General features: G+C 68.9%; 27 protein-coding genes and 1 pseudogene. 10 read left to right on the top strand and 18 right to left on the bottom strand.

Annotation, left to right across the window (positions count from 1 at the left end; genetic code table 11):
- Window positions 1–12: 12 nt before the first annotated feature.
- From OIE40_RS15770 to dnaA, 8 genes are all read right to left on the bottom strand, one after another.
- On the bottom strand, window positions 13–543 hold the full coding sequence (locus OIE40_RS15770; protein WP_264703811.1) for a hypothetical protein: 531 nt from the start codon (window positions 541–543) through the stop codon (window positions 13–15).
- A complete protein-coding gene (locus OIE40_RS15765; protein WP_264703810.1) occupies window positions 540–1,097 on the bottom strand; it encodes a hypothetical protein in 558 nt (185 codons plus the stop codon). Before OIE40_RS15765 ends, OIE40_RS15770 begins: the two co-directional genes overlap by 4 nt.
- Window positions 1,094–2,440 carry a hypothetical protein gene (locus OIE40_RS15760; RefSeq protein ID WP_264703808.1) on the bottom strand — a complete coding sequence of 449 codons (1,347 nt, stop codon included), beginning with the start codon at window positions 2,438–2,440 and terminating at the stop codon, window positions 1,094–1,096. Before OIE40_RS15760 ends, OIE40_RS15765 begins: the two co-directional genes overlap by 4 nt.
- A 39-nt stretch (window positions 2,441–2,479) precedes the next feature.
- The gene (locus tag OIE40_RS15755) at window positions 2,480–2,986 is read right to left on the bottom strand and encodes a DciA family protein (protein ID WP_264703805.1); all 507 of its coding nucleotides are present in this window, start codon (window positions 2,984–2,986) and stop codon (window positions 2,480–2,482) included.
- On the bottom strand, window positions 2,973–4,118 hold the full coding sequence (gene recF / locus OIE40_RS15750) for a DNA replication/repair protein RecF (protein WP_264703804.1): 1,146 nt from the start codon (window positions 4,116–4,118) through the stop codon (window positions 2,973–2,975). Before recF ends, OIE40_RS15755 begins: the two co-directional genes overlap by 14 nt.
- A 21-nt stretch (window positions 4,119–4,139) precedes the next feature.
- Window positions 4,140–5,018: a phosphogluconate dehydrogenase (NAD(+)-dependent, decarboxylating) gene (gene gnd / locus OIE40_RS15745; RefSeq protein WP_264703802.1), complete on the bottom strand. Its 879-nt coding sequence runs from the start codon at window positions 5,016–5,018 to the stop codon at window positions 4,140–4,142.
- A gap of 21 nt (window positions 5,019–5,039) precedes the next feature.
- On the bottom strand, window positions 5,040–6,200 hold the full coding sequence (gene dnaN, locus OIE40_RS15740) for a DNA polymerase III subunit beta (protein ID WP_264703799.1): 1,161 nt from the start codon (window positions 6,198–6,200) through the stop codon (window positions 5,040–5,042).
- A 388-nt stretch (window positions 6,201–6,588) separates the two neighbouring features.
- The gene (gene dnaA, locus OIE40_RS15735) at window positions 6,589–7,974 is read right to left on the bottom strand and encodes a chromosomal replication initiator protein DnaA (RefSeq protein WP_413774507.1); all 1,386 of its coding nucleotides are present in this window, start codon (window positions 7,972–7,974) and stop codon (window positions 6,589–6,591) included.
- 342 nt (window positions 7,975–8,316) lie between these two features.
- On the opposite strand from dnaA, the gene rpmH reads away from it, so the two are divergent.
- From rpmH to OIE40_RS15690, 9 genes and pseudogenes are all read left to right on the top strand, one after another.
- Complete coding sequence (rpmH, locus tag OIE40_RS15730; protein WP_105186735.1) at window positions 8,317–8,454, top strand: 50S ribosomal protein L34; 138 nt, start codon at window positions 8,317–8,319, stop codon at window positions 8,452–8,454.
- Between the two features lie 22 nt (window positions 8,455–8,476).
- On the top strand, window positions 8,477–8,809 hold the full coding sequence (gene rnpA, locus OIE40_RS15725) for a ribonuclease P protein component (protein ID WP_264703795.1): 333 nt from the start codon (window positions 8,477–8,479) through the stop codon (window positions 8,807–8,809).
- A complete protein-coding gene (gene yidD, locus OIE40_RS15720; RefSeq protein WP_264703793.1) occupies window positions 8,806–9,084 on the top strand; it encodes a membrane protein insertion efficiency factor YidD in 279 nt (92 codons plus the stop codon). The genes rnpA and yidD overlap by 4 nt, the downstream gene beginning before the upstream one ends.
- Window positions 9,085–9,149: 65 nt before the next feature.
- Complete coding sequence (yidC, locus tag OIE40_RS15715) at window positions 9,150–10,205, top strand: membrane protein insertase YidC (protein WP_264703863.1); 1,056 nt, start codon at window positions 9,150–9,152, stop codon at window positions 10,203–10,205.
- Between the two features lie 18 nt (window positions 10,206–10,223).
- A complete protein-coding gene (locus tag OIE40_RS15710) occupies window positions 10,224–10,802 on the top strand; it encodes a Jag family protein (RefSeq protein WP_264703791.1) in 579 nt (192 codons plus the stop codon).
- Between the two features lie 117 nt (window positions 10,803–10,919).
- Window positions 10,920–11,516 (top strand): 16S rRNA (guanine(527)-N(7))-methyltransferase RsmG, encoded by a 597-nt coding sequence (rsmG, locus tag OIE40_RS15705; RefSeq protein ID WP_264703790.1) that lies wholly within the window; start codon window positions 10,920–10,922, stop codon window positions 11,514–11,516.
- Window positions 11,517–11,728: 212 nt separating this feature from the next.
- Entirely contained in the window at window positions 11,729–12,637 is a 909-nt protein-coding gene (locus tag OIE40_RS15700; protein ID WP_264703788.1) for a ParA family protein, read from the top strand.
- A 2-nt stretch (window positions 12,638–12,639) separates the two neighbouring features.
- Window positions 12,640–13,545, top strand: a complete 906-nt coding sequence (locus tag OIE40_RS15695) for a ParB/RepB/Spo0J family partition protein (protein WP_264703786.1) — start codon at window positions 12,640–12,642, stop codon at window positions 13,543–13,545.
- A gap of 112 nt (window positions 13,546–13,657) precedes the next feature.
- Window positions 13,658–14,035 (top strand): annotated as a pseudogene (locus tag OIE40_RS15690) (DUF3817 domain-containing protein); the annotation flags it as partial.
- 18 nt (window positions 14,036–14,053) lie between these two features.
- On the opposite strand, the gene OIE40_RS15685 reads toward OIE40_RS15690, so the two are convergent.
- From OIE40_RS15685 to OIE40_RS15675, 3 genes are read right to left on the bottom strand one after another with little or no spacing between them, the layout of a single operon-like run.
- Window positions 14,054–14,761 carry an SURF1 family protein gene (locus OIE40_RS15685; RefSeq protein ID WP_264703783.1) on the bottom strand — a complete coding sequence of 236 codons (708 nt, stop codon included), beginning with the start codon at window positions 14,759–14,761 and terminating at the stop codon, window positions 14,054–14,056.
- Window positions 14,762–14,763: 2 nt separating this feature from the next.
- Complete coding sequence (locus OIE40_RS15680) at window positions 14,764–15,723, bottom strand: D-alanine--D-alanine ligase family protein (protein ID WP_264703781.1); 960 nt, start codon at window positions 15,721–15,723, stop codon at window positions 14,764–14,766.
- A gap of 10 nt (window positions 15,724–15,733) precedes the next feature.
- Window positions 15,734–17,053, bottom strand: coding sequence for an aminotransferase-like domain-containing protein (locus OIE40_RS15675; protein WP_264703779.1), 1,320 nt, complete (start codon window positions 17,051–17,053; stop codon window positions 15,734–15,736).
- A gap of 70 nt (window positions 17,054–17,123) precedes the next feature.
- Between OIE40_RS15675 and OIE40_RS15670 the strand changes: the two genes are divergently transcribed.
- Complete coding sequence (locus OIE40_RS15670; protein ID WP_264703778.1) at window positions 17,124–17,663, top strand: GNAT family N-acetyltransferase; 540 nt, start codon at window positions 17,124–17,126, stop codon at window positions 17,661–17,663.
- On the opposite strand, the gene trxA is transcribed toward OIE40_RS15670, so the two are convergent.
- From trxA to OIE40_RS15635, 7 genes are all read right to left on the bottom strand, one after another.
- Window positions 17,656–17,979, bottom strand: a complete 324-nt coding sequence (gene trxA, locus OIE40_RS15665; protein WP_264703776.1) for a thioredoxin — start codon at window positions 17,977–17,979, stop codon at window positions 17,656–17,658. The genes OIE40_RS15670 and trxA overlap by 8 nt on opposite strands.
- Before the next feature lie 37 nt (window positions 17,980–18,016).
- A complete protein-coding gene (gene trxB / locus OIE40_RS15660) occupies window positions 18,017–18,985 on the bottom strand; it encodes a thioredoxin-disulfide reductase (protein WP_264703774.1) in 969 nt (322 codons plus the stop codon).
- Window positions 18,986–19,078: 93 nt separating this feature from the next.
- A complete protein-coding gene (locus OIE40_RS15655; protein WP_264703772.1) occupies window positions 19,079–19,708 on the bottom strand; it encodes a hypothetical protein in 630 nt (209 codons plus the stop codon).
- A 28-nt stretch (window positions 19,709–19,736) separates the two neighbouring features.
- Entirely contained in the window at window positions 19,737–20,600 is an 864-nt protein-coding gene (locus OIE40_RS15650; RefSeq protein WP_264703771.1) for an HAD-IIA family hydrolase, read from the bottom strand.
- 26 nt (window positions 20,601–20,626) lie between these two features.
- Window positions 20,627–21,625, bottom strand: a complete 999-nt coding sequence (locus OIE40_RS15645) for a DUF7973 family transport facilitator (RefSeq protein ID WP_264703769.1) — start codon at window positions 21,623–21,625, stop codon at window positions 20,627–20,629.
- Window positions 21,626–21,665: 40 nt separating this feature from the next.
- Window positions 21,666–22,157 (bottom strand): ribose-5-phosphate isomerase, encoded by a 492-nt coding sequence (locus OIE40_RS15640; RefSeq protein WP_264703767.1) that lies wholly within the window; start codon window positions 22,155–22,157, stop codon window positions 21,666–21,668.
- Window positions 22,158–22,372: 215 nt separating this feature from the next.
- Window positions 22,373–23,113 carry a DeoR/GlpR family DNA-binding transcription regulator gene (locus OIE40_RS15635; RefSeq protein WP_264703765.1) on the bottom strand — a complete coding sequence of 247 codons (741 nt, stop codon included), beginning with the start codon at window positions 23,111–23,113 and terminating at the stop codon, window positions 22,373–22,375.
- Window positions 23,114–23,439 lie beyond the last annotated feature (326 nt).

The raw sequence follows: 23,439 nt of genomic DNA, 5'->3' as shown, positions 1-23,439 counted from the left end.
CGCCGGGAAGCATCAGCCCGGTGGCGTGAGGACCCAGTAGGGGTTCAGGCCGCGGTACCCGGTCGAACTGCTGGCCAGCCCGGCCAGTTCGTCCACGACGTCCTCGGGCACCTGGTACAGCAGTTCGGCCACCGGTTCCCGCTCGCCCGGCTTGGCCAGGCAGTCCGCCTCGTGCCCACGCTCGCCGGTGTACTCCAGCACGCTGACCGTCGACCAGCGGCGTCCGTCGACCGCAACGAGGTCGACCATGCAGAAGCTGCCGTCGGGGGGCGGCTGGTACTCCAGCAGGGCAACCACCCACACCGTGCCGGCCGCGGACGGCACCTGGTCCCGGTCGGTGAGCAGCACCGGGGTGGCGGTCAACGACGCCAGCCGGATCGGCATGCTGCCCTCGGGCACCGGATCGGCGAACGCTCCCGGGCCGGCCTGCTGGTAGTGCGGGCTCGACCGGGCGTTCAGCCAGCCCGCCCACGCGGTGGTCAGGGCCAGCACCATCGCCACGATGGCGGCCGTGCCCAGCCACTGCCGGCCGCGGGCACTCATCGGATCACCTCGGGCGTGGCCTTGACGGTGGTGACGGTGGCGTACCGGTCGGCGGCGAGCAGCTCGTCGGCCCGTTCGGCCGTGATGCCCAGGTCGACGACGATCTTGGGGTCATAGGCGTAGATGGTGGCCCGGTGCAGGAAGCTGACGGTGAAGCCGGCCAGGTCGGCGGGGTCGAGCTCGAACACCACATCCTGGGTGATCCGGAAGCCGGGCTGGGGCATGTCGAGCAGGTCGTTGGCAGCGAATGTGCGGCCGTTGGCCTCGCCCCCGACCTGCCAGTTCACGCTGCGTTCCCCACGCGGATTGGCGATGGTGATGTTGACCGCCAGGTAGATCACCCCTGAGCGGCCCTGGAACAAGGTGTCGTTGTACAGCACCTGCCCGATCGCGTACGAGTTGACCGTGACCGTTGCGTCGTACAACGCCGCCGGCGTACCCACCGAGGCCCTGCTGACGTGCTCGTTGGGGAACTCCCCCGAGTAGGCGTGCAGGCCGACCATCGCCGCGCAGGCGACGATCGCCACCAGCCACCGCCGCAGTCGCGCCGTCATCGCTCCGTCACCTCGGACGCCGGCGCCGCCCCGGCCGCCGCGGCCACGGCGTCCGGTTCGTCGGGGACCGGCTGCCCGCCGCGGGAGGCGAACAGGGCCAGGCAGGTGTGGAAGGCCGTCGCCAGCAACGCCCAGCGCAGGGGTTCCCCGACGGCCGTGGAGATCAGGTCGATGAACGGTCCGGCCATCGACCAGAACGCCGCCGGATGACCACCGAGCACCCAGTACATCCCCCGGGTCAGCCAGTCCTCACCGGTCACCAGCACGCCGTAACAGATGACGAAGGCGGCGAAGAAGGACGCCCCCACGCCCAGCACCAGGCGCAACGACTGCCACGTCGGCAGGTACTTGTCGTTCAGGTCGCCGAAGAACGCCTCCTGCACCTCCAGCGCCAACCGGCGCTGGCGCTCGCCGACGTTCACCTCGGCCCGGCGGGACTTGAGGGTGACGGGCCTGCCCTGCCGCCACAGGTCCGCGGCCGAGATCACCCGGTTGCCGAACACCAGCGCCGCCAGCGCCAGCCACAGCATCGGCTCCACCACCATCGCACTGATACCGGGCCAGACGCTGTCCCACCACAGCGCCCCGACCTGGTCGAGCCAGGCACCGACGTCGACGCCGATCAGGCCGAACACGTGCTGCAACCCCCAGCCGGGATAGTCGAGCCACACCCGGAAGGCGCGATCGTCGACCCACTTGCCGATGCTGACCACGAGCTGTCGGCCGCTCATCACCACGATCAGCATGAAACAGCCCTCGACCAGCGCCGACAGCAGGCCGAGCGGTCGCAGGCCGGTGCGTTCGAACCACAGTTCGATGAGCCGGCGGGCGACGTACAGGCCGATGATCAGCCCGACGATCGCCCACAGGCTGTTGCCCTCGGCCTGCGGGTTGAGCTGGCTGAGCACCTGCCGTTCGAAGGTGAGACCGTTCAGCACCCAGTAGTTGACCTGGATCTGGTTGGCCGCGTCGGTGACCACGTCGAACACCGCGTAGATGCCCAGGAACGGCAACAGGGTGATCGACAACAGGTGCGAGATCGAGTTGTCCCGCGGGTCGTCCTCGGCCAGCGGCACGGTCTGCCGGATCTGCAACTCCTCGCCGGCGGTCCGCAGGCCGATGATGATCGCGGACAGGTTGACCACGAAACCCAGGGCCAGCACGAACAGCGAGAGCCAGGCACTGACGTCGACGGCCATCGCCGCCAGGTAGGTGAAGACGCGGTAGCCGGCCCAGCCCAGCACCGCGATGGCCAGCAGCCGGGGCAGGCAGCGCCACCAGACGCCGACCGTCGTGGTGGCCAGTTGGTTCAGCGAACCTGACAGGGTGCGAAGGGCTGGCATGGTGATCGTGATCCTAAACCGACGGCAGTCCGCACCGGCTCAGCCGTAGGTGTCCCGCGGGCCACGGCCGTCGCGGACGCTGCGCAGCCCGTGCTTCCAGCTCGGGGCGTCCGGGCCCTTGACGTTGATCCGGGTGACCGTGCCGTCGCCGAGCTGGTCGTTGAGCCGCGCGACGATGGCCGGCGCCAGCATGCGCAGGTTGGTCGCCCAGGCGGTCGAGTCGGTGCGCACCTGCAGCACGGCGTTCTCGAACCCCTCCGGCCGGGAATGCTCGGCGTTCACCGGGCCGACCAGGTCTGCCCAGCGTCCGAGCAGATGGTGCAGGCTCACCTCGGTGTCCCAGCCGCGGCTGGTGATCAGCTCGTCGATCGCCTCGCCCAGCGGTTGCGGATCCGACCCCGACCGCTGCTGCTTGGCCGGACGCCGTGGCTCGCGGCGCTGCTTCGGCGCCGGCTGGGTCGCCGGCAGACCCTGGGCGTTGCGCGCGATCAACCGGGCCAGCTCGAGTCCGGTCGGATCGTGCTCGCCGGCGTCAGGTTCCGGCATGCTCCACCTCGCTCACCTCACCGCCACCGACCCGGAACCGGCGGCCGCCCAGCTCGGCGGGAACGTCGGCCGGCACCGCGGCGGTGATCAGCACCTGTTCGGCTTCGGCAATCATGCCCGCCAGCCGCTGCCGCCGCATCTGGTCGAGCTCGGCGAAGACGTCGTCCAGGATCAGCACCGGTTGCACACCGTCGGCCCGCAGCAGGTCGAACGAGGCCAGCTTCAGCGACAGGGCCAACGACCACGATTCGCCGTGCGAGGCGTAGCCCTTGGCGGGCAGCTCGCCCAGCTCGAGGGTGAGGTCGTCGCGGTGCGGGCCGACCAGGCACAACCCCCGGGCGATCTCCTCGGCCCGGCGTTCGCCCATCGCCAGCACCAGCCGTGCCTGCAGCTCGTCGACCGTGGTGGCCGGCTCGGGGGCGATCGGGCTGCGGTAGCCCACCTTTGCGTCGTTGTTGGTAGGCGCGATCGCGGCGTAGGCGCCGGCCACGTGCGGGGCGAGGTCGGTCAAGGTCCTGACCCGGGCGTGCACCAGCTCGGCGCCGAAGCCGGCCAGCGACTCGTCCCACACCTCCAACGTCGCAGCCGCACCGTCGCCGATCGACCGGCCCCGGCCCGACAGCGACTTCAGCAACGTCGCGCGCTGCTTCAGCACCCGGTCGTAGTCGGCCCGGACGCCGGCCAGCCGCGGCCACCGGGTGGTGATCAGCTCGTCGATGAAGCGCCGACGCTCACTGGGGTCGCCCTTGACCAGGCTCAGGTCCTCGGGCGAGAACACCACCGTGCGCAGCGCCCCCAGCAGCTCTCGCGGCCGCCGCAGCGGTGCCCGGTTCAAACTCGCCCGGTTCTGCCGGCCGGGGATCAGCTCCACCTCGAGCAGCAACTGGCGGGAGTCGCCCAGGCCCGCCTGCACCCGCGCCCGGACGATCGCGCGCTCGGCACCGTGCCGCACCAGCGGCACCTCGCCGGCCACCCGGTGCGAGCCCAGCGTGGCCAGGTAGTCGACCGCCTCGACCAGGTTCGTCTTGCCCTGGCCGTTGGCGCCGGTGAACGTCGTCACTCCCGGGTCGAGAGCCAGCTCGACGCCCGGGTAGGAGCGGAAATCCGCGAGCGAGAGGTGGGTGACGAACACGCCGTCACCTTACGGCAGCAGCTACTGGCCCTCGGTCCTGACCGGATGGCCGCCGAACTGGTTGCGCATCGCGGCGACCATCTTCATCGACGGCGAATCCTCCTGCTGGGAGGTGAAGCGAGCGAACAGCGCAGCAGCCATGGTGGGCACCGGGACGCCCAGGTCGACCGCCGCGTTCACCGTCCAGCGACCCTCACCGGAATCGGCCGCATAGCCCTCGATCCGGTCCAGGTGCTCATCGTCGTCGAGCGCCCGGACCAGCAGGTCGAGCAGCCACGAGCGGATGACGGTGCCCTCACGCCACGAGTTGAAGATCTGCGGGACGTTGCTCACCTCGCCGGCCTTCTCGAGCAACTCCCAGCCCTCGGCGTAGGCCTGCATGAGCCCGTACTCGATGCCGTTGTGCACCATCTTGGCGAAGTGCCCGGCGCCGACGTCGCCGGCGTGCACGAAACCGAACTCGCCCTCGGGCTTGAGCGCGTCGAAGATCGGCTGGGCGAGTGCGACGTCGGCGGCATCGCCACCCGCCATCAGCGCGTAGCCGTTCTCCAACCCCCACACGCCGCCCGACACGCCGCAGTCGACGAAGTGAATTCCCTTGTCGGCGAGCTGCGCCTCGTGCTTGTGGTCTTCGACCCACTGGGTGTTCCCGCCGTCGATGACCAGGTCACCCGGGCTGAGCAGTCCGGCCAGCTCGGTAACGGTGTCGTCGACGAACTGGATCGGCAGCATGACCCAGACCACCCGCGGCCCACTGAGCCGGCCGACCATGTCGGCCAGGGACGAAGCATCGGTGACGTCGGGGTTGTGGTCGTAACCGACGACGGTGTGGCCGGCGCGACGCAGGCGTTCGCGCATGTTGCCGCCCATCCGGCCCAGGCCGACGAGTCCGAGTTCCATGGGGGATCCTTCCGTGCGTGGTCAGGCCGGCAGCCGCATCAGCATGATCACGTGGCGGTAGTCGGTCTGCGGGTCGCCGTCGAGTTCGGTCAGCGCCGTGATCAGGCAGGGCTTGCCCGGGGCGGTGAACGCGAAGTGGACGTAGGGGGCGTCGAGCGCGGCGAGGGCGTCCGACAGGTAGTGCGGGTTGAAGCCGGCGGCCGTCATCACCAGGCCGCCGCCGGTCTCGTCGGTGACCACCGCCTCGAGGGCCTCGACGGCCTGTGCCTGGTCGCCGGTGGCGGCCTCGAGGGTGATCGCCTGGTCACCGATCAGCATCCGCAGTGACGTGTTGCGCTCGGCCACCAGCCCGACCCGCTTCACCGCGGAGATCACCTCGGCGGTGTTGGCCCGCACCGTGACCGCGGCCTGCACGCTCATCAGGTGGCGCACCTTGGGGAACTCGCCGTCGAGCAGCCGGGTGGTGATCTCACGGACGCCGGCCGGCCCGTCGCCCTCGAAGCCGATCAGCCCGTCGCCGGAACTGCTGCCGGCCAGGCTCAGCGTCACCACCTCGCCCGATGTCATCGACTTGGCCGTCTCGCCCAGCACCCGGGCCGGCACCAGCGCCGCACCGTCGGTGCGCCCGCTGCTGGGGCTCCAGGGCAGCTCCTTGAGCGCCATCCGGTACCGGTCGGTGGCCAGCAGCGACAGGGTGTCGCCCTCGATCTCCATCCGGACGCCGGTGAACACCGGCAGCAGCTCGTCGCGGCCGGCGGCCACCACGACCTGCGCGACGGCACGGGAGAAGTCCTCGCTGGCCACGGTGCCGGTCGCCTCGGGCATCGTCGGCAGGGCCGGGTAGTCGTCCACCGGCAGGGTCTGCAGGGTGAACCGGGCGCTGCCGCAGACCAGTTCCATCCGGCTGCTGTCGGCGGTGATGTCGACCGGCTTGCCCGGCAGGGAACGCGCGATGTCGGCCAGCAGGCGTCCCGACACGAGGGCGACGCCGTCGTCGGTCACCTCGGCCTTCACGCTGATCTGGGCCGACGTCTCGTAGTCGAAGCTCGACATCACGACCTGGCCGTCGGCCGCCTTGACCAGCAGGCCGGCGAGGATCGGAACGCTGGGCCTGGTCGGGAGGCTACGGGCCGTCCACGCGACCGCTTCGGCGAGAACATCACGATCGAGACGGATTTTCACTCAGGCTCCCTTGCTCGTACTCCGGACGACGATCATATCCGCAGCGACTGGGCACCGAGCCCCGTCCACACCATGGGGAGCGCGCTGCTTTTAGTGACTCTTTGCGTAATTCGTTTCCTCGTAGTCATCACTGCTGGGGATACTGTGGAAAACCACCAAAACCCGTTGTCGGACCGCAGATGCGGCTGGTCGTACGGTTGTGGAGAAGTCGAAATCACACGGGTGGAAGATGCGGACGACGGCGCGGCGTCCGTCGTTGTCCACAGGTCGTGGGCCGTACCCACAGCGGTTTTCCACGACGAACGACAGGAAAGTTGTGAGCACCGCGAGGCCGCGGGAAGGAAGCAGGACGCACCGTGACCGGTGCGGAGTCGGCGCGGAGCCGGGCTCAACGCCGCGCGGCGCGCTGCTTGATCCGGTTGGTGAGCTCGGCGACCTGATTGAAGATCTTCCGGTCCTCACCGAGCAGGCCGCGGATCTTCTTGTCCGCGTGCATCACGGTGGTGTGGTCGCGGCCGCCGAACGACTGGCCCAGCTTGGGCAGCGACAGGTCGGTGAGCTCGCGACACAGGTACATCGCGATCTGCCGGGCGATCACCACGCTCTGGACGCGGCTGGTGCCGCACAGGTCGTCGGTGGTGATCGAGAAGTAGGCGGCGGTCTCGGCCTGGATGAGGGCCGCGGTGATCGGAATGTCGTCGCTGTGCGGAATGAGGTCGCGCAACACGACCTCGGCAAGCGGCAGGTCGACCTCCTGCCGGTTGAGGCTCGCGAAGGCGGTCACCCGGATCAGCGCGCCCTCGAGTTCGCGGATGTTGGTGGGGATCTTGCTGGCGATGAACTCCAGCACGTCGGGGCCCGCGGTGAGCCGCTCGGCGGCCGCCTTCTTGCGCAGGATGGCGATCCGCGTCTCCAGGTCGGGCGGCTGGATGTCGGTCATCAGTCCCCACTCGAAACGGCTGCGCAGCCGTGGCTCCAGCGCCTCCAGCGACTTGGGCGGCCGGTCGGAGGTGATCACGATCTGCTTCTGCGCGGTGTGCAGCGTGTTGAACGTGTGGAAGAACTCCTCCTGCGTCTGGATCTTCGACTCCAGGAACTGGATGTCGTCGATCAGCAGCACGTCCACGTCGCGATAGGTGCGCCGGAAGTCGGCCGTCCGGTTGTCGGTGATCGCGTTGATGAAGTCGTTGGTGAGCTCTTCGGTCGAGACGTACTTGACCCGCCGGTTGGTGTGGTAACTGCGGACGTAGTGGCCGAGCGCGTGCAGCAGGTGCGTCTTGCCGAGCCCGGACTCGCCGTAGATCATCAGCGGGTTGTACGCCTTGCCGGGAGCCTCGGCCACCGCGACGGCCGCGGCGTGGGCGAACCGGTTCGAGCTGCCGATGACGAACGATTCGAAGGTGTACTTCGGATTGAGCCGGCCGGTGAGCCGATCGTCCTGCGCCGGTTCCTGCACCTGCACGGCGCTGGAGGGCAGCGGGCTGTCGTCGAGCAGGGGCTCGTCGTCGGCTGCCGCCTCGGTACCGGGCAGGATGACGGTCGCGATGCCGATCGGGCGACCGAAATAGGTGCTCAGCTGCGCCTCGACCCACGTGCGCAGCCTGGTCTCGACCCGGCTGCGGGTGAAGTCGTTGGGCACGCTGACGATGAAAGTGCTGTCGTGCATGGTCGCCGCACGCGTGCTGCCCAACCAGGCTCGGGAGGGAGTGTCGGCAGCGGACCGCACGAACCGCCAGGCGTCCTCCAGGTCGGGCGCGTCCCCGCTGGTGGTCATCTGGTGATCCGGCACGGGCGCTTCCTCCACTGTCGTGCGGCTGGGGTCGATCTCGCCGTCCACACGAGTTTTCCACAGGGTGTGAACAAGCGGACGGTCCGGAGGAACGACGAGCGAAGGGCCAACGGACCGAAACGCTAGCCCTCCCCGGGGCCATCTGCAAACCCGTTTTCAGGATTTTCCCGTCCCCTCGGCGTGTCGCCTCGACGGCGTCCGACGGCCCCGGTTTGCCCCCGCTTGCCACCCCCGCGTAACCTTGGCAGGTCGCCGCCAGCGACTCTTCGCGTGCGCCCGGAGTGGGCGCATCGGTTCGAGCAAGACATTGAAACGGGGAGCACTACCGTGAGCAAGCGCACCTTCCAGCCGAGCAACCGGCGCCGCAGCCGTACCCATGGCTTCCGCCTGCGGATGCGCACCCGCGCCGGCCGCGCCATCATCTCGGCCCGCCGTAGCCGCGGCCGCGCCCGTCTCGCCGGCTGATCAAGCCCCGTCGAGCCGTCAGGTGCTGGCCAAGTCGGCACGGCTACGGACCGCCGAGGAGTTCCGTGCCACCACGCGCCGGGGCATCCGTTGTGGACGCCCCTCGCTGGTGCTGCACATGCTGCGCACCGATACTCCGCCGTCGCGGGCGGGCTTCGTCGTCTCGAAGGCGGTCGGCAACGCCGTCACCCGCAACCGGGTGAAGCGGCAGCTGCGTCACCTGGTGGCCGGCCGGCTGGCCGGCACGCCGTTCACCGTGGACGTCGTGGTGCGTGCCCTGCCCCACCACGGGCCGGTGGCCGGCGATCTCGACTCCGCCTGGACCAGCGCCACCGAACGGCTGGCAAGCCGATGAGGGTCGTGCTGATCGCGCTGTTGAGGGCGTACCGCTTCCTGATAAGTCCGCTGTACGGGCAGGTGTGCAAGTTCTATCCCTCCTGTTCGGCGTACGCGCTCGAAGCGGTCACGGTGCACGGCGCCTGGCGCGGCACCGGGCTCGCGGCGCGCAGGCTGGGCCGTTGCCACCCCTGGTCGCTCGGCGGCTACGACCCCGTTCCCGGCACAGACGCCGCGCGGGCCTGGGCGGCCGAACAGCAACACACACATCCGCAACCACGAGGAGCATCGTGATCCCACCGATTCCGCAGATCGTCCCGCTGGACCTGTGGGGTGACATCCTCGGCGGCCTCAACACGATGATGCAGCCGCTGTACCTGGCGGTGTCGTGGATCATGTCCAGCTTCCACTCGCTGTACGCGTCCTTCCTCGGCGAAGACAGCGGTTGGGCCTGGGCACTGGCGATCATCTCGCTGACCGTGGTGATCAGGACCCTGCTGATCCCCCTGTTCGTGCGGCAGATCCGCTCGTCGCGCAACATGCAGATGCTCGGCCCGCAGCAGAAGGCGTTGCAGGAGAAGTGGGGTCACGACCGCGAGCGTCTCGGCCAGGAGACGATGAAGCTGTACAAGGAAGAGGGCGTCAACCCCATGGCGTCCTGTCTGCCGCTGCTGCTGCAGATGCCGATCTTCATCTCCCTGTACCAGGTGCTGTGGCAGGCCTCCCAGGGTCACGCGATCGGCGTGTTCAGCGTCGAACAGTCCGAACTGCTGCGGAACGCCACCATCTTCGGCGCGAAGCTCTCCGGGGTGTTCTGGCCGCTGACCAACGGGTTCGGCCCCACCCAGTGGCTGTGCGCGGTGCTGGTCATCGGGATGACCGTGGTGTTGTTCATCACCCAGCTGCAGCTGATGCGCAAGAACATGCCGCCGGAAGCGCTGACCGGGCAGTTCGCCCAGCAGCAGAAGATCATGCTCTACGTCTTCCCGTTCATGTACCTGTTCATGGGCGTGAACATTCCCGTCGGCGTGCTGCTGTACTGGCTGGTGTCGAACACCTGGACGATGGCGCAGCAGTACATCCTGATCCACAACAACCCGGCCCCGAACACTCCCGCCTACATCGACTGGGAGGAGCGGATGCGCGCCAAGGGCAAGGATCCCGACGAGATCGCCCGGAAGCGTTCCGGCAAGGGGCGCAAGACGGCCCCGGCGAGCACGACGACGACCGACACCACCAAGGTGGCCCGGCAGAGCCGCACCGGTACCGCGGTGGCGAAGGAGACCGACGAGCCGGCGTCCGCCCAATCACAGGTGCAGCGCCAACAGGTGCGCCGGCAGCAGCCGTCGCGTGCGAGCCGCGCCGCCCGCAAGCAGGGGCAACCCAAGCCCAAGACCAATCCCGGCCAGGCCTGAGCCGGACAGGAGTGACTGATGAGTGACGTGGAGATCGAGACCGTGACCGTGACCGAGCCGGAGATGACCGACCCCGACGCGGTGGCCGACGACGACGCCGAGACCGAGCACGGCCAGGGTGAGACGGGCCGTTCCAAGCGCGAACAGGCGCTGGTGAACGAGGGTGAGATCGCGGCCGACTACCTGGAGGAACTGCTTGACATCGCCGACCTGGACGGCGACATCGACACCTTCAACGAGGGCGGTCGTGCGCACGTGTCGATCGTCACCGACGCCGACGTGCTCGTGGGCCGCAACGGCGAGGTGCTGGAGGCGCTGCAGGAGCTTACCCGGCTGGCCGTGATGACCGAGACCGGGCATCGCTCGCGCCTGATGCTCGACGTCGCCGGGCACCGGGACAAGCGGCGCAAGGAGCTCGAGGTGCTCGCCAAGGACGCGATCGCCGAGGTGGTCGACACCGGTGAGCCCGTCCGGCTGGCGCCGATGAACCCGTTCGAGCGCAAGATCGTGCACGACGTGGTCGCCGATGCCGGCCTGGTCAGCGAGTCCGAGGGCGAAGAGCCCCGCCGCCGCGTCGTGGTGCTGCCCAAGGCCTGAGGCAACGTCGTTCCGGACGCCGGGCGCCTCGAGCGCGCCCGGCGTCCGGCTATTTGCAGCCCACTCCCCGCCGCCGGTGGAGTTGGCCGCGGCGTGGCCGTGCAGTAGACAGGGACCGTGGACGTCGCACGCACAGTGTTCGGTGACCGGTATGAACTCGCCAGTCAATATGTCGATATATTGGCAAGTAGAGGAGTCGACTGGGGTCTGATCGGTCCCCGCGAGGTCGACCGGCTCTGGACCCGCCATGTGCTGAACTCCGTCGCGCTGGCCGGACTGGTCGACGACGGCTCGTCGGTGCTCGACGTCGGATCGGGGGCGGGCCTGCCCGGAATTCCGCTGGCCATCCTCCGCCCGGACCTCCGGATCACGTTGCTGGAGCCACTGCTGCGGCGCTACAACTTCCTCGCCGAGGTGGTCGCCGAGCTGGGTCTCACGGACGCCGTCACGGTGCTTCGCGGACGGGCCGAGGATCAGCACGATCAATGGCAGGTGGTCACCGCTCGAGCCGTCGCGGCGCTGCCCAAGCTGCTCGGCTGGTGCCTGCCGCTCGTGGCGACCGGCGGAGAACTGTTGGCCCTCAAGGGTGAATCGGCCGAGCAGGAGCTCGTGGAGGGCCAGGGACTGCTGCGCTCCCGTGGCTTGGTGGGCGAGGTGGTCACGGCGTCCGTCGACCCCGAGGTGGCGCCGACCTGGGTCGTCCGCATTCGCTGATTGCGGCCGGAACCGGCCACTGCCCCCAACTGCGGACTCCCCTCCGGGGCGCGCCCGACGATGAACCGAGCCACGCGAGCTCCCGCCGCTAGGCTCAGAAGCTGCATCCAGAACGTCGGAAGGCTAGCAGTGACCGCCGCTGTTTCACGTGAAACGCATCGCGCCGAGAGCACTCGGGGACCCTTCGCCGCTGGTGGGAGTGAGGTGCGGGCATGACGCAGTCAGTCGCTCCGCGACGCGTCCTCTACGACGACAACGAGTTCACTCCCCCGCCGGTCGAGTTGCCGGAGGCCGGTGTTCCACGTGAAACCGGCGGCCCGCTACCAGCACCGGATCAGCCCCGCACGTTCGTGATCGCCAACCAGAAGGGCGGCGTCGGCAAGACGACCACGGCGGTCAACCTCGCCGCGGGGTTGGCGTCGGGCGGGCTCAGCGTGCTGGTCATCGACCTCGACCCCCAGGGAAACGCGTCCACCGCGCTGGGCGTCGATCACGAGAGCGGCGTCCCGGGCACCTACGAGGTGCTGCTCGACGGTGACACCATCGAGCAGCACGTCCAGGCCTCGCCCGAGGCGGACGGGCTGTGGGTGCTGCCGGCGACCATCGACCTGGCGGGTGCCGAGATCGGGCTGGTGGATGTCGCCGGCCGTGAGAGCCGGTTGAAGCGGGCGCTAACCAGGCTCAAGGAACGGCACAGCGTCGACTACGTGTTCATCGACTGTCCCCCGTCACTCGGCCTGCTGACCCTGAACGCCCTTGTCGCGGCCGAGGAACTGCTGGTGCCCATCCAGTGTGAGTACTACGCGTTGGAGGGCGTGTCGCAACTGCTGCGCACGATCGACCTGGTCACGGGGTCGATGAACGACCGGCTGCGGCTGAGCACAATCCTGCTCACCATGTACGACGCGCGCACGCGGTTGTCGGCCCAGGTGGCCGGCGAGGTGCGCACCCACTTCCCCACCGAGACGCTGCGCACCGCCATCCCGCGCTCGGTGCGAGTCTCCGAGGCGCCCAGCTACGGCCAGACTGTGATCGGCTATCACCGCGCGTCGGCCGGATCACAGGCCTACCTTGCCGCCGCCGCGGAGATCGCTCGGCGCGGCACCGCCACGAAAGGATGACGATGACCGTCACGAAACCACGCTCCGGCCTCGGCCGCGGCCTCGGGGACCTGATCCACCGCACCGACCCGGACCTGGAGCCGGTCCGGGCAGAACCGTTGGCGGTGGAACCGCCACAGGGGTCGTACTACGCGGAACTACCGGTGGACGCCATCACACCGAACCCGAAGCAGCCGCGCCAGGTGTTCGACGAGGACGCGCTGGCCGAGCTCGTCGGATCCATCCGCGAGGTCGGTCTGTTGCAGCCCATCGTCGCGCGTCCCCTGGCGGAGGGTCGCTACGAACTGGTGATGGGGGAGCGGCGCCTGCGTGCCAGCCAGGAGGCGGGCTTGGCCACCATCCCGGCCATCGTCCGCCCCACGGCCGAACACGACCTGCTGCGGGACGCCCTGCTCGAGAACCTGCATCGCGCCCAGTTGAACCCTCTGGAGGAGGCGGCCGCGTACCAGCAGCTGCTCACCGATTTCGACTGCACCCAGGAGGAGCTCTCCAGCCGGATCAAGCGCAGCAGGCCGCACATCAGCAACACGATCCGGCTGCTGCAGCTTCCGGGCCCGGTGCAACGGCGGGTGGCCGCCGGTGTGCTGAGCGCCGGCCATGCCCGGGCCATCCTCGGTCTGGGTGATCCGTTGGCCATGGAGCGGCTGGCCCAGCGGGTGGTCGCCGAGAACCTGTCGGTTCGCGCTGTGGAGGAGATCGTCGCGCTGGGCCAGGGCGGGGAACCCCGCGTGCCCAGGCAGCGCGTGGTGCGCGAACCCAGCGCGCGGGCGTCCGCACTGGCCGAACGGCTGGTCGAGCGGCTCGACACCCGGGTCAACGTGCAGGTGGGGGCCCGGGGCAAGGGACGCATCGTCATCGACTTCGCCAACGAGGACGACCTGGGCCGATTGGTCGATCTATTGAGTTGACGCTTTGTCTCTGAGTCGAGTCGGAGACATATGCATTTATCGACATTTCGAGGATCGGTGTCCGACCGTAGGTCGTGGCCCGACCAACTAGGCTCGTTGCGTGATGACCGCCGAAGACGTTCCCGCCGTCCGCTCCGCACTGCTGCGCTACCAGGTCATGGCCTGGGTGGTCGGCGTGTTGCTGGTCGTGCTGGTGTGCGTCGGCGTCCCGCTGAAGTACTTCGCCGACAACGACACCGTGGTGACCTGGACGGGCGTGCCGCACGGCTGGCTGTACATGATCCTGCTGATCACCGCCTACGACCTCGGACGCCGGGTGAACTGGCCCTGGCTACGGCTGATCCTGATCGCCCTGGCCGGAACCGTGCCGTTTCTGTCCTTCGTGGCCGAACGCTACGCGACCCGTGACGTGCACGCGCGGCTGGACGCCGTTGAGGCGGCGGGCGACCCGATCACCGACGCCGATTCGAGCGCCACGACCGGCGGCTGACAGCCCGCGCACGGTCGCTCAGCGAAGCTCTGGAGAGGACAGCGTGGGGTCGCGCCGACTCATGTTCTGCGCGATCTTCAGCGTCATGCCCAACCCGAACAGGGCGAAGACCCACCACTGCAGCGCGTAGCCGCTGTTGCGCCACGAACCCTCCTGCTCGGGCAGCGTGACGGTGGCCGCAGGCAGCCCCTGAGCGCTGGCCTCGGCGGCGTCCAGGGTGACGAAGCCGGGCATTAGTGGCTGGGGCCACAGCTGGGCGAGCTGCGCCAGGCGTACCGACCCCAGGGTGTAACCCGTAGTCAGAGGGTGATCGGCAGCCGGCTCAGAGGGCAGGAAGATGCCCACCTGTTGCAGATCGCCGGTCGGCGCCTGCGGTGCCTCGGCGCCGGCCTCGAGGGTGCCGCGGACCACCGGCAGGACGCGGCCGTCGGCGAGCTCGAGGGCCGACAGCAGGCGCACGACGCCGTCCGAACCCAGGACCCGCTCCTGCTGCCCGGGCAGGTAGTGGCCGGTCACGGTGACGGGCTTGCCGTAGATGTCGCCGACCGTGCCGTCGGCGGAGACGTGGTCGAGCAGCGGCACCGCCGCCTGCTGGGCGCGCGCCTGCGCCGAGGCGTTGCCCTGATCGGTGAACACCTGCAACTGCCACAAGCCGAGGCCCACCATGACCGCAGCCAGCACAACCCCGATCGTCACCACCAGGGCCTGCCGGACGCGCAACGGCATCGTCATTCCTTCAGGTCGGACGGTCCCCGCCGGTAGGCCTGCCGGACCAGCGCCACGCACAGCTCACCGAAGTCCTCGCCCTCGGCCTCGGCGCCCAAGGGCAGCAGGGACGTCTCGGTCATGCCGGGGGAGACGTTGGTCTCGATGAACACCGGCCCGTCGGCGCCGACGACGATGTCGGTCCGGGAGAGATCCCGCAGGCCGAGCTGCTCGTGTACGCGCAGCGCGATCTCGGCGCAGCCGGCCGCGACCTCGTCGCTGAGCTCGGCCGGGCAGATGAAGCGGGTCTCGCCGGCGGTGTACCGGGCCGTGTAGTCGTACACGCCGGAACGGGGCCGGATCTCGACGGCGGGCAGGGCCCGCGGACCGTCGCCGACGTCGACCACCGACACGGCGACCTCGGTGCCCTCGATGAATCTTTCCAACACGGCCATCTCGCCGTAGGCGTAGGCGGCCACCATGGCCCCCGGCAGCCCCGCGGTCGAGGTGACCTTGGTGCAGCCCAGCGCGGACCCGCTGCGGCTCGGCTTCACCATCAACGGCAGTCCCAGCCGCTCGGTCACGGCCTCCACAAGGGCTTTCGCGCCGAGCTCGCGGAACACCGAGTTGGGCAATGCCACCTGCTCCGGGGTGGGCACGTCGAGCAGCGCGGTGGCGATCGACTTGTCGAAGGCTCGCCGCGAGGCCGGCCCGGTCGACCCCACGTAGGGGACGCCGAACAGGTCGAGCACCTGCCGCAGCGAGCCGTCCTCGCCGTCCCCACCGTGCAGCACCGGGAAGACCACCGGGTCGTCGGTGCTGGTCAGCAGATCGGCCAGGCTCGCGTTCACGTCGGATTCCACGACGTGGTGGCCCCGGTCCCGAAGGGCCTGGGCCACCCGGCGTCCGGAGCGCAGCGACACGTCCCGTTCGTGCGAAAGTCCGCCGGCCAGGACGACGATGGTGCCGAGATCGCTGCTCATGGGTCTCTTCCTAGGTGATGTCGGGTGCGGGGCCGGAGGTGATGTCGCGGTACAGGTGCTCGCCGGTGCCGATGCCGAAGGTGTGCAGGGTGTCCAACTCGTCGCGCAGCACCTCGCCCAGCCGCCGGGTGCCCTCGATGATCCGCTCGGGCGTCGGGAAGCAGAACGACAGGCGCATGTTGCGGCTGCCCATGCCGTCGGCGTAGAAAGCCGTGCCGGGCACGTAGGCGACGCGCGCCGACACCGCCCGCGGCAGCATCGACTGCGAATCCAGGCCCTCGGGCAGCGTCAACCAGACGAAGAACCCGCCGGTGGGGTGTGTCCAGGTGCTGCCCTGGGGCATGTTCTCGGTCAGCCCGCGCAACATCGCGTCCCGTCGGTCCCGGTACATGTCGCGGTAGACCTGGATCTGGCCGCGCCAGTCGAACGTGTCGAGATAGGTCGAGATGGCGAACTGGCTGAACACCGGAGGGGCAAGCGTCGCCGACTCCTGGGCCAGCGTCAGCTTCTCCCGGACGCCGTGCGGCGCCAGCGCCCAGCCGACCCGGAACCCGGGTGCGAACGTCTTCGAGAACGAGCCCAGGTAGATCACCCGTTCGTCCTCCATGGAGCGCAGCGCCGGCGTCGGCTCGCCCTCGATGGTGAGCAGCCCGTAGGGGTTGTCCTCGACGATCAGCAGATCCGTCTCGTGGGCGATCTCGATGAGTTCGCGGCGCCGCTGCAGGGTCTGGGTCACCCCGGTCGGGTTCTGGAAGTTGGGAATGGTGTAGAGGAACTTCACCCGGCGGCCGGCCGCCTTGCACGCCGCCATCGCCTCGCGCAGCGCTTCGGGGATGATGCCGAACTCGTCCATCGCGACGTGCACGATCTGGACCTGGTAGGCGCGGAAGGTGCCGATCGCGCCCACGTAGGACGGCGCCTCGGCCAGGATCACGTCACCGGGGTCGCAGAACACCCGGGTGACCAGGTCGAGCGCCTGCTGCGAGCCGCAACTCACCACGATGTCGTCGGGGTGGGCGCTGATCGCCTCTTCGGCCATCACCTCGGTGATCCGCTCGCGCATGAACGGCTCGCCCTGACCCGAGCCGTACTGCATGGCCTGGGTGCCACGCTCGCGAATGAGGCTCGCCATGGCTTCGCCGATCGCCTCGCGGGGAAGGTCGGCGATGTTCGGCATGCCGCCCGCCAGCGACACGACTTCGGGGCGGTTGGCCACCGAGAACAGGGCCCGGACGGCGGACACGGTGAGCCCGTGGGTGCGTTCGGCGTAGGTGTCGATCCACGGATCGAGCACCGTGTCACGACGTTGAACGGGTTCCGGCAGGCTCACCGGTCCAGCTTAGCCAGGTGCCTAAGATGAAACTGCCCGCGGCACGGCGGGCCGCAGGGCAGGAGGAACGGTGGACGGCGTCGAACTGGTCTCGCCTGGCATGGTCCGTGACCTGGCCTGTCCGTGGTGCGGGCGGGCGATGCCGATCGACGAGGCGGGCATGGTGGCCGCGCAGGCGGCCTGGGGGCTGTGCGGCGCGGCGGCTCGTGACGCCGCGGGGGTATCCGGGCTGCTGCTGCTGTCGGCCGCGGCGTCGGGGGATCCGCAGGGCACGGTGGCGCTGGTCGGGGCCGGCTGGGTGAGACCCGACCGGACCGGCAGGGGAGTGGGCCGTGAACTGGTGCGGGCCGTCGCCGCGGCACTGCTGCGACCCAGGGTGGCCGCGGTGCTGGCGGGTTCGGACGCCGGAGGTGGCTGCGCGTCACTGCCGCCCGGCTTTCTCGACGCCACCGGGTTCACCCCGATGCGCGCGCCGGGGCTGTGGCGACTCGACCTGGTGACCACCGTGAAGGTGCCCAAACCGTCGGTGCTGGACCGGCTGGGCGCGTTGGTGCAGACGATCAGGCCGGTCGGACCACCCGAGCCGGCCCGGCGTCAGTCGATCAGATGAACTCTTCGATCGCCCTGATCAGCGCCGCCTTGGTCTTGCCGCCGGTGAACGACTTGACCACCTGACCGGCGCTGAAGATCTGAATGGTCGGCAACCCCAGCACACCCTGCTCGGTCGGCACCCGAGGGTTGGTGTTGGTGTCGAGCTTGTAGAAGTCGAGCTTGTCGCCGAACTCGCCGGCCAACTCGTCGATGATGGGCGAGATCTGGCGGCACGGTGCGCACCAGTCGGCCCAGTAGTCGACCAGGACCGGCTTGTCGGCCCTGAGGACCAGCGAGTTGAAGGTGTCGTCGGTGACGGCGGTGACTTCGGCCACGGGGGCTGCCTCCTTGAGGTGTCGGGGGATGTTCGGCTCAGACGATGGCTTCGAGCTCCGACAGCTCGGTCAGGTCGGAGATGTCGGCGAGGTAGCGTTCGGCGTCCAGAGCCGCCGAGCAGCCGGTTCCGGCGGCGGTGATCGCCTGCCGGTAGGTGTGGTCGACGAGGTCGCCGGCGGCGAAGACGCCGGTCAGGTTGGTCGCGGTCGACCCCGGCTGTACGAGCACGTAGCCCGCGGCGTCCAGCTCCACCTGTCCGGCCACCAGTTGCGAGCGCGGGTCATGCCCGATCGCGATGAAGCAGCCCTGAACCGCCAGCTCGCGCTGTTCGCCGGTAACGGTGTCGGCCAGGGTCAGCGACGACAGCGACTGGTCGCCGTTCATCGACACAACGGTCGAGTTCCAGGCGAAGGAGATCTTCGGGTCGGCCTCGGCCCGGGCGATCATGATCTTGGACGCCCGCAACTCTTCGCGGCGGTGCACCACGGTCACCGACGAAGCGAACCGGGACAGGAAGGTAGCCTCCTCGAGCGCGGAGTCGCCGCCGCCGATCACGGCGATGTCCTTGTCGCGGAAGAAGAAGCCGTCGCAGGTGGCGCACCAGCTCACCCCGCGTCCGGAGAAGACGTCCTCACCGGCCAGCCCGAGCCGGCGGTAGCCCGACCCCATCGCCAGGATGACCGACTTCGCCCGGTGCACCGTGCCCTCGGAGTCGGTGACGGACTTCACCACCCCGGTCAGGTCCGCCTCGACGATGTCGTCGGTGATGATCTCGGCGCCGAAGCGTTCGGCCTGCGTCCGCAGGTTCTGCATCAGGTCCGGCCCCATGATGCCCTCGGGGAAACCGGGGAAGTTCTCCACCTCGGTGGTGTTCATCAGCGCCCCGCCGGCCTCCAGGGCACCTTCGAACACGAGCGGCTTGAGATCGGCCCGCGCGGCGTAGATGGCAGCGGTGTAGCCGGAGGGACCCGACCCGATGATGATGACTTCGCGAACTTCGGACATGCACTACCTCGTGTGAGAACGGACGCCGACAGCCTACCGGTCGGCTCCTGTGTCGGTCAGAACCAGCAGGCCGCGGTGACTATTCCCGGCTGCTCAGAAGGGTCCGGTGGTGAGCACCGTCTCGTCTGCGAGCCGCTGCACCTCGCGGATGCCGTCCGGGCCGATGACGGCGCGGGAACCCTCGGGCAGGGCCAGCGCGCGAGCGGCGTGCACGTGGCCGCGCAGCAGCTGCCAGGTCTGCAACCGGACGAGTTGCGTCGGCAGGTATCCCCGATCGGCCGGCAGCGGGTCGGCCTCGAGCAGCCAGCCCGAGTCGCCCTCGTCGCCGGCCGTGCCGCGGGTCATCGTGACCCGGCCCGCCTGCAGTACCCCCGGCACGGCGATGACGGCGTCGCTGTCGCGCACCTGCTGCGGTTGCAGGCCGGCGCGTTCGGGCACGGCGATCAGGGCCTGGGCCAGCCACAGCACCAGCGACAGGTCGTCGGTGTCGGTGTTGGGGTCGGCGGCGTAGTCGCGGGCCACCAGCGCATAGCCGTCCGGCCGGGCGCGCAGGATCACCGGCGACCAGCCGAACTGGACGACGAAACCGTCGCGGGGCTCGACCGCCAGGCGGGCGATCTCGTCCAGCAGCGACTGCAGCTGCTCACGCAGCGACGACCGGGCAGTCCCGGTGAGGATCGCGTCGGCGAGGGGGACGCTGAGCGTGCGTAGGGCGGAACTCACCCGTCCACGGTAGTGGGGACCGGGCGGGTCAGCCGACCCAGTTGTCCTCGGTCCAGCCCAGTTCGTCCCAGACGGCCGGCGGGATCAGCCGGTCGACGCGGTCCATCACGTAGCTGGGCCGGTGCTCCGGGGTCAGCGCACGGACGTCGTCGGCCGTCGCCTCTCCGGTCAGCACCAGGCCCGACACCATGCCGGTGTCGAGCGCCATCTGGATGTCGGTCTGCAGCCGGTCGCCGACCATCACGGAGTGCTCGACGCGCGCGTCCAGGCCCTCCATCGTGACCTGCAGCATGATCGGGTCGGGCTTGCCCAGCGACTGCACGCACTTGGTGCGGGTGCAGGCCTCGATCGCCGCGGTGATCGAGGCGCAGTCGGGCTCGCCGCGCCCGCCCGGGAAGGGGCAGAACCGGTCGGGGTTGGTCTCGATCAGGAAGGCGCGCTTGTAGAACCAGATGGCGTCGAAGGCGATCTGCAGCTTGCGGTACTCGAAGGTGCGGTCGTAGCTGGCGATCACGATGTCGATCTCTTCGGGATCGTCGCTGAGGGTGAAGCCGGCCTTGGTCAGCGCCCGCTTCAGCGGTTCCTCGCTGATCGGGAACAACACGGCGTCGGGATGGTGCGTCTTCAGCCACTTGGTGGTGGTGACGATGGTGTTGGAGATGTCCTCGACCGGGGTGGGCAGGCCCAGTTTGGCCAGCTTCCGGGCGTACATCTCCGGGTCCTTGGTGGGGTTGTTGGAGAGGTAGCGGATGGGCAGCTCCCGCCGGCGCAGCTCGTTGATCATCCGAGCTGCGCCGGGCAGGAGGTGGTCGCCCAGGTAGATGGTGCCGTCCATGTCGAAGACGTAGGCGTCGTAGAACTCGTTGGGTCCACGCAGCACGTCGGCGGTCATGGGGCACCGTCCTTTCGGGGTTGTCGTCAGTTACCGGACAGGGTCAGCACCAACAGCGTCGACAGCCAGATGGCGGCGGCCGGCGGGTCGATGTGGGTGTTGCCGCGCTGATGGAACAACTGCGACTGGAACTCGGCGAGGAAGGCGGAGATGGCACCGAACACACACCCGATCAGGATGGCGCCGATGGCGATCATCCAGGTGCCGGAGGCCCAGTCGGCGTTCCAGTCGAAGCCGGCACCGGCCAGCACCGGCATGAACTTCACCGCGGCCAGCGCGCCGATGATCGTGATGTGGTGCTGCACCGGCATCTCGGCGCCGAGGATCAGGAACAGGATGATGATGGCCGAGATGGCGAACGGCAGGGTGTGGGCCCACGCCGAACCGCCGGGAACGAAGTGCGCCAGCATGATGCCGGCACCGGCGGCCAGGCCACCGGCGAAGATGCCGAGCGGAATGTACTGGCTCGGCTTCTCCTGGTAGCGCAGCCAGAAGTCGGTGTCGTTGGGGGCGATCTTCTTGAGGAAGGAGGTCGCTCCCTGGTTGTACTTCTCCGACCCCATCACGCTGTTGCCCCAGATCACCCGGGCCAGCACGTTGCTGGTGAACACGGTCAGCGCGACACTGTCGATGTGTCCGCCGAGCCACGGCACGAAGCTCAGGCCGATGTTGAACAGGTAACCGAAGGCACCGAAGGCGGCACCGACGAGAAGCACGTCCACGCGTCCGAGGCGGGCGAGCGGCGACGTGGCGTCGCGTCCTGATTCGATCAACCCCTTCTTCATCGCGTAGGCGGCGCCGGCACAGCCGGCCGCGAACGTGATGTGCGGGCCCATCACCGGGCCGAAGGCCAGGTAGTTGAAGCCGATGTCGCTCCCGGAGCCCACGAAGATGCCCCACGAGACCAGGATCATGAAGCCGGTCAAGGCGAACGCGAAGTTACCGCCGATGGCGGCACCGAAGTACCCACCGAACAACGCCGCGATCAGACCGAGCAAGAAAATTGCAATGTCACTGGTGAACATTTGCCGTCCTTGTCAGGTTGTGTGAAGGTTTTCCGGCTGCTCAGTCGCAGCTGGTTTGCACGGCTTCCGCGCTGTTGTCGCCGGTCTCGTACGACTCGATGGCGGCCACCTTGGGTGCAGAGGATGAGGACGGGTCGAAGGTGTAGCCGAGCCACTCCTTCGCGAGCTTGCGGGCCAACTCGAGCCCGATCACCCGCTGCCCGAAGGTGAGGACCTGGGCGTTGTTGGACAGGATCAGGCGCTCGACCGAGAAGCTGTCGTGCGCCGTGCTTGCCCGGATGCCCGGAACCTTGTTGGCAGCGATAGCCACTCCCATTCCGGTTCCGCAGACGAAAAGGCCACGGTCGGCCTTGCCGTCCTTGATCAGTCGAGCACCCTCCACGGCCACATGGGGGTAGTCGACGTCCTCACCGGACCCGACGCCAACGTCGATGACTTCATCGACACGGTCGTCGGCCTCGAGATCCTTCTTCAGTTGCTCCTTGTAGTCGTATCCGGCGATGTCAGCCGCGACCACGATGCGCAGACCCATCCGTACTCCTTTGCACGAGGTTGGCGGGTCCGCCGACTGGACCCGCTTAGAGCCGAACCTACCAGTGGGCAAGGGGTTTGTAACAGCATTTGTGAGGGAAGCCGGGCACTGTCCGACGGTTGTCCCGGGGCGTCCGATGGCTTGTGGCAGCGCACCGGAGCGCCCTCAGGGGTCGCGGGGAGCCGGCGCCTCAGGGGCGCAGGGGGCGGGTGCCGTCAGCCGGACGCCTTGACGATCTGCACGCCCCGCTCGCGATAGTCCGCCACCGCCGTGTCGGGGGTGGCGGCGTCCACCACCACCCGGCTGAAGTCGGTGAGGGACGCGAAGGTGTGCAGCGCGCGCCGGTCGAGCTTGGTGTGGTCGAGCAGCAGGATGGACTGTGCGGCGGAGCGCATCATCGCCCGCTTGACCTGGACGCAGTCCTCGTAGGGGTGGAAGCACTGCAGGTCGCTGATCCCGGACGCCGACATCAGGCAGTAGTCGGCCCTGATGCCTGCGATCACGTCGGTGGTCGTCTGCCCGAGCATCGACTCGGCCCAGGCCTGGTACTCGCCGCCGGTCACGAACAACCGCACGCCGGAGCGGCGCTCGAGTTCGCGGGCCACCAGCATCGAGTTGGTGACCACGGTGATCGGCAGCACCTCGAGCAGCCGCAGCACCCACAATGCTGTGGTGGAGTCGTCCACCAGGATCGAACTGCCCGGACGGATCCAGTCGGCCACCACGCGGGCGACCTGCTGCTTGGACTCGGCGTTCTGGTTGACCCGGATGCTGGCGGCGATCTCGTTCAACCCGGTGGCGACGGCCGTGACCTGGCCGCGGTGGCGCAGCAGCACCCCGGCCTCCTCGAGTGCTTCGATGTCGCGGTAGACGGTCATCGCCGAGACGCCGGTCAGCTCGACCAGCTCGTCGACCGAGGCCGAACCGTTCTTCACCACGCGCTCGGCGATCGTCATCCGGCGCTCACGCAACGCACCCGCCGATCCGCGGCCGCGGACCTTGGGCGCCGGTGCCGTCGTCGGCTCCGGGGGAAGGGCTTTGTTTTCCCGGTTCACATTCACCGCGTTTCGATTGTTTGCTCAATTGCCGATTCTGTCACACCCCGATTGCCGAATGCGGTGACTTGGCGCGATTGGTCGTCACCCGGCGGCAAGGCCCTGTCGTGCTCACACAAACCGGGACAGGGGCGGGTGTTCAGGCTAGGTTGGGAGACTCAGGTCCGGCAGCGTTGCTCGTGAACACGTGCCGAGCCAACCCCCCGTCGGCCGCCGAGTCGACGCAA

Origin of the sequence: Micropruina sonneratiae (assembly GCF_025972045.1) — a bacterium.
GTDB lineage: Bacteria > Actinomycetota > Actinomycetes > Propionibacteriales > Propionibacteriaceae > Micropruina > Micropruina sonneratiae.
This window is presented reverse-complemented; position numbering and strand designations above follow the sequence as displayed.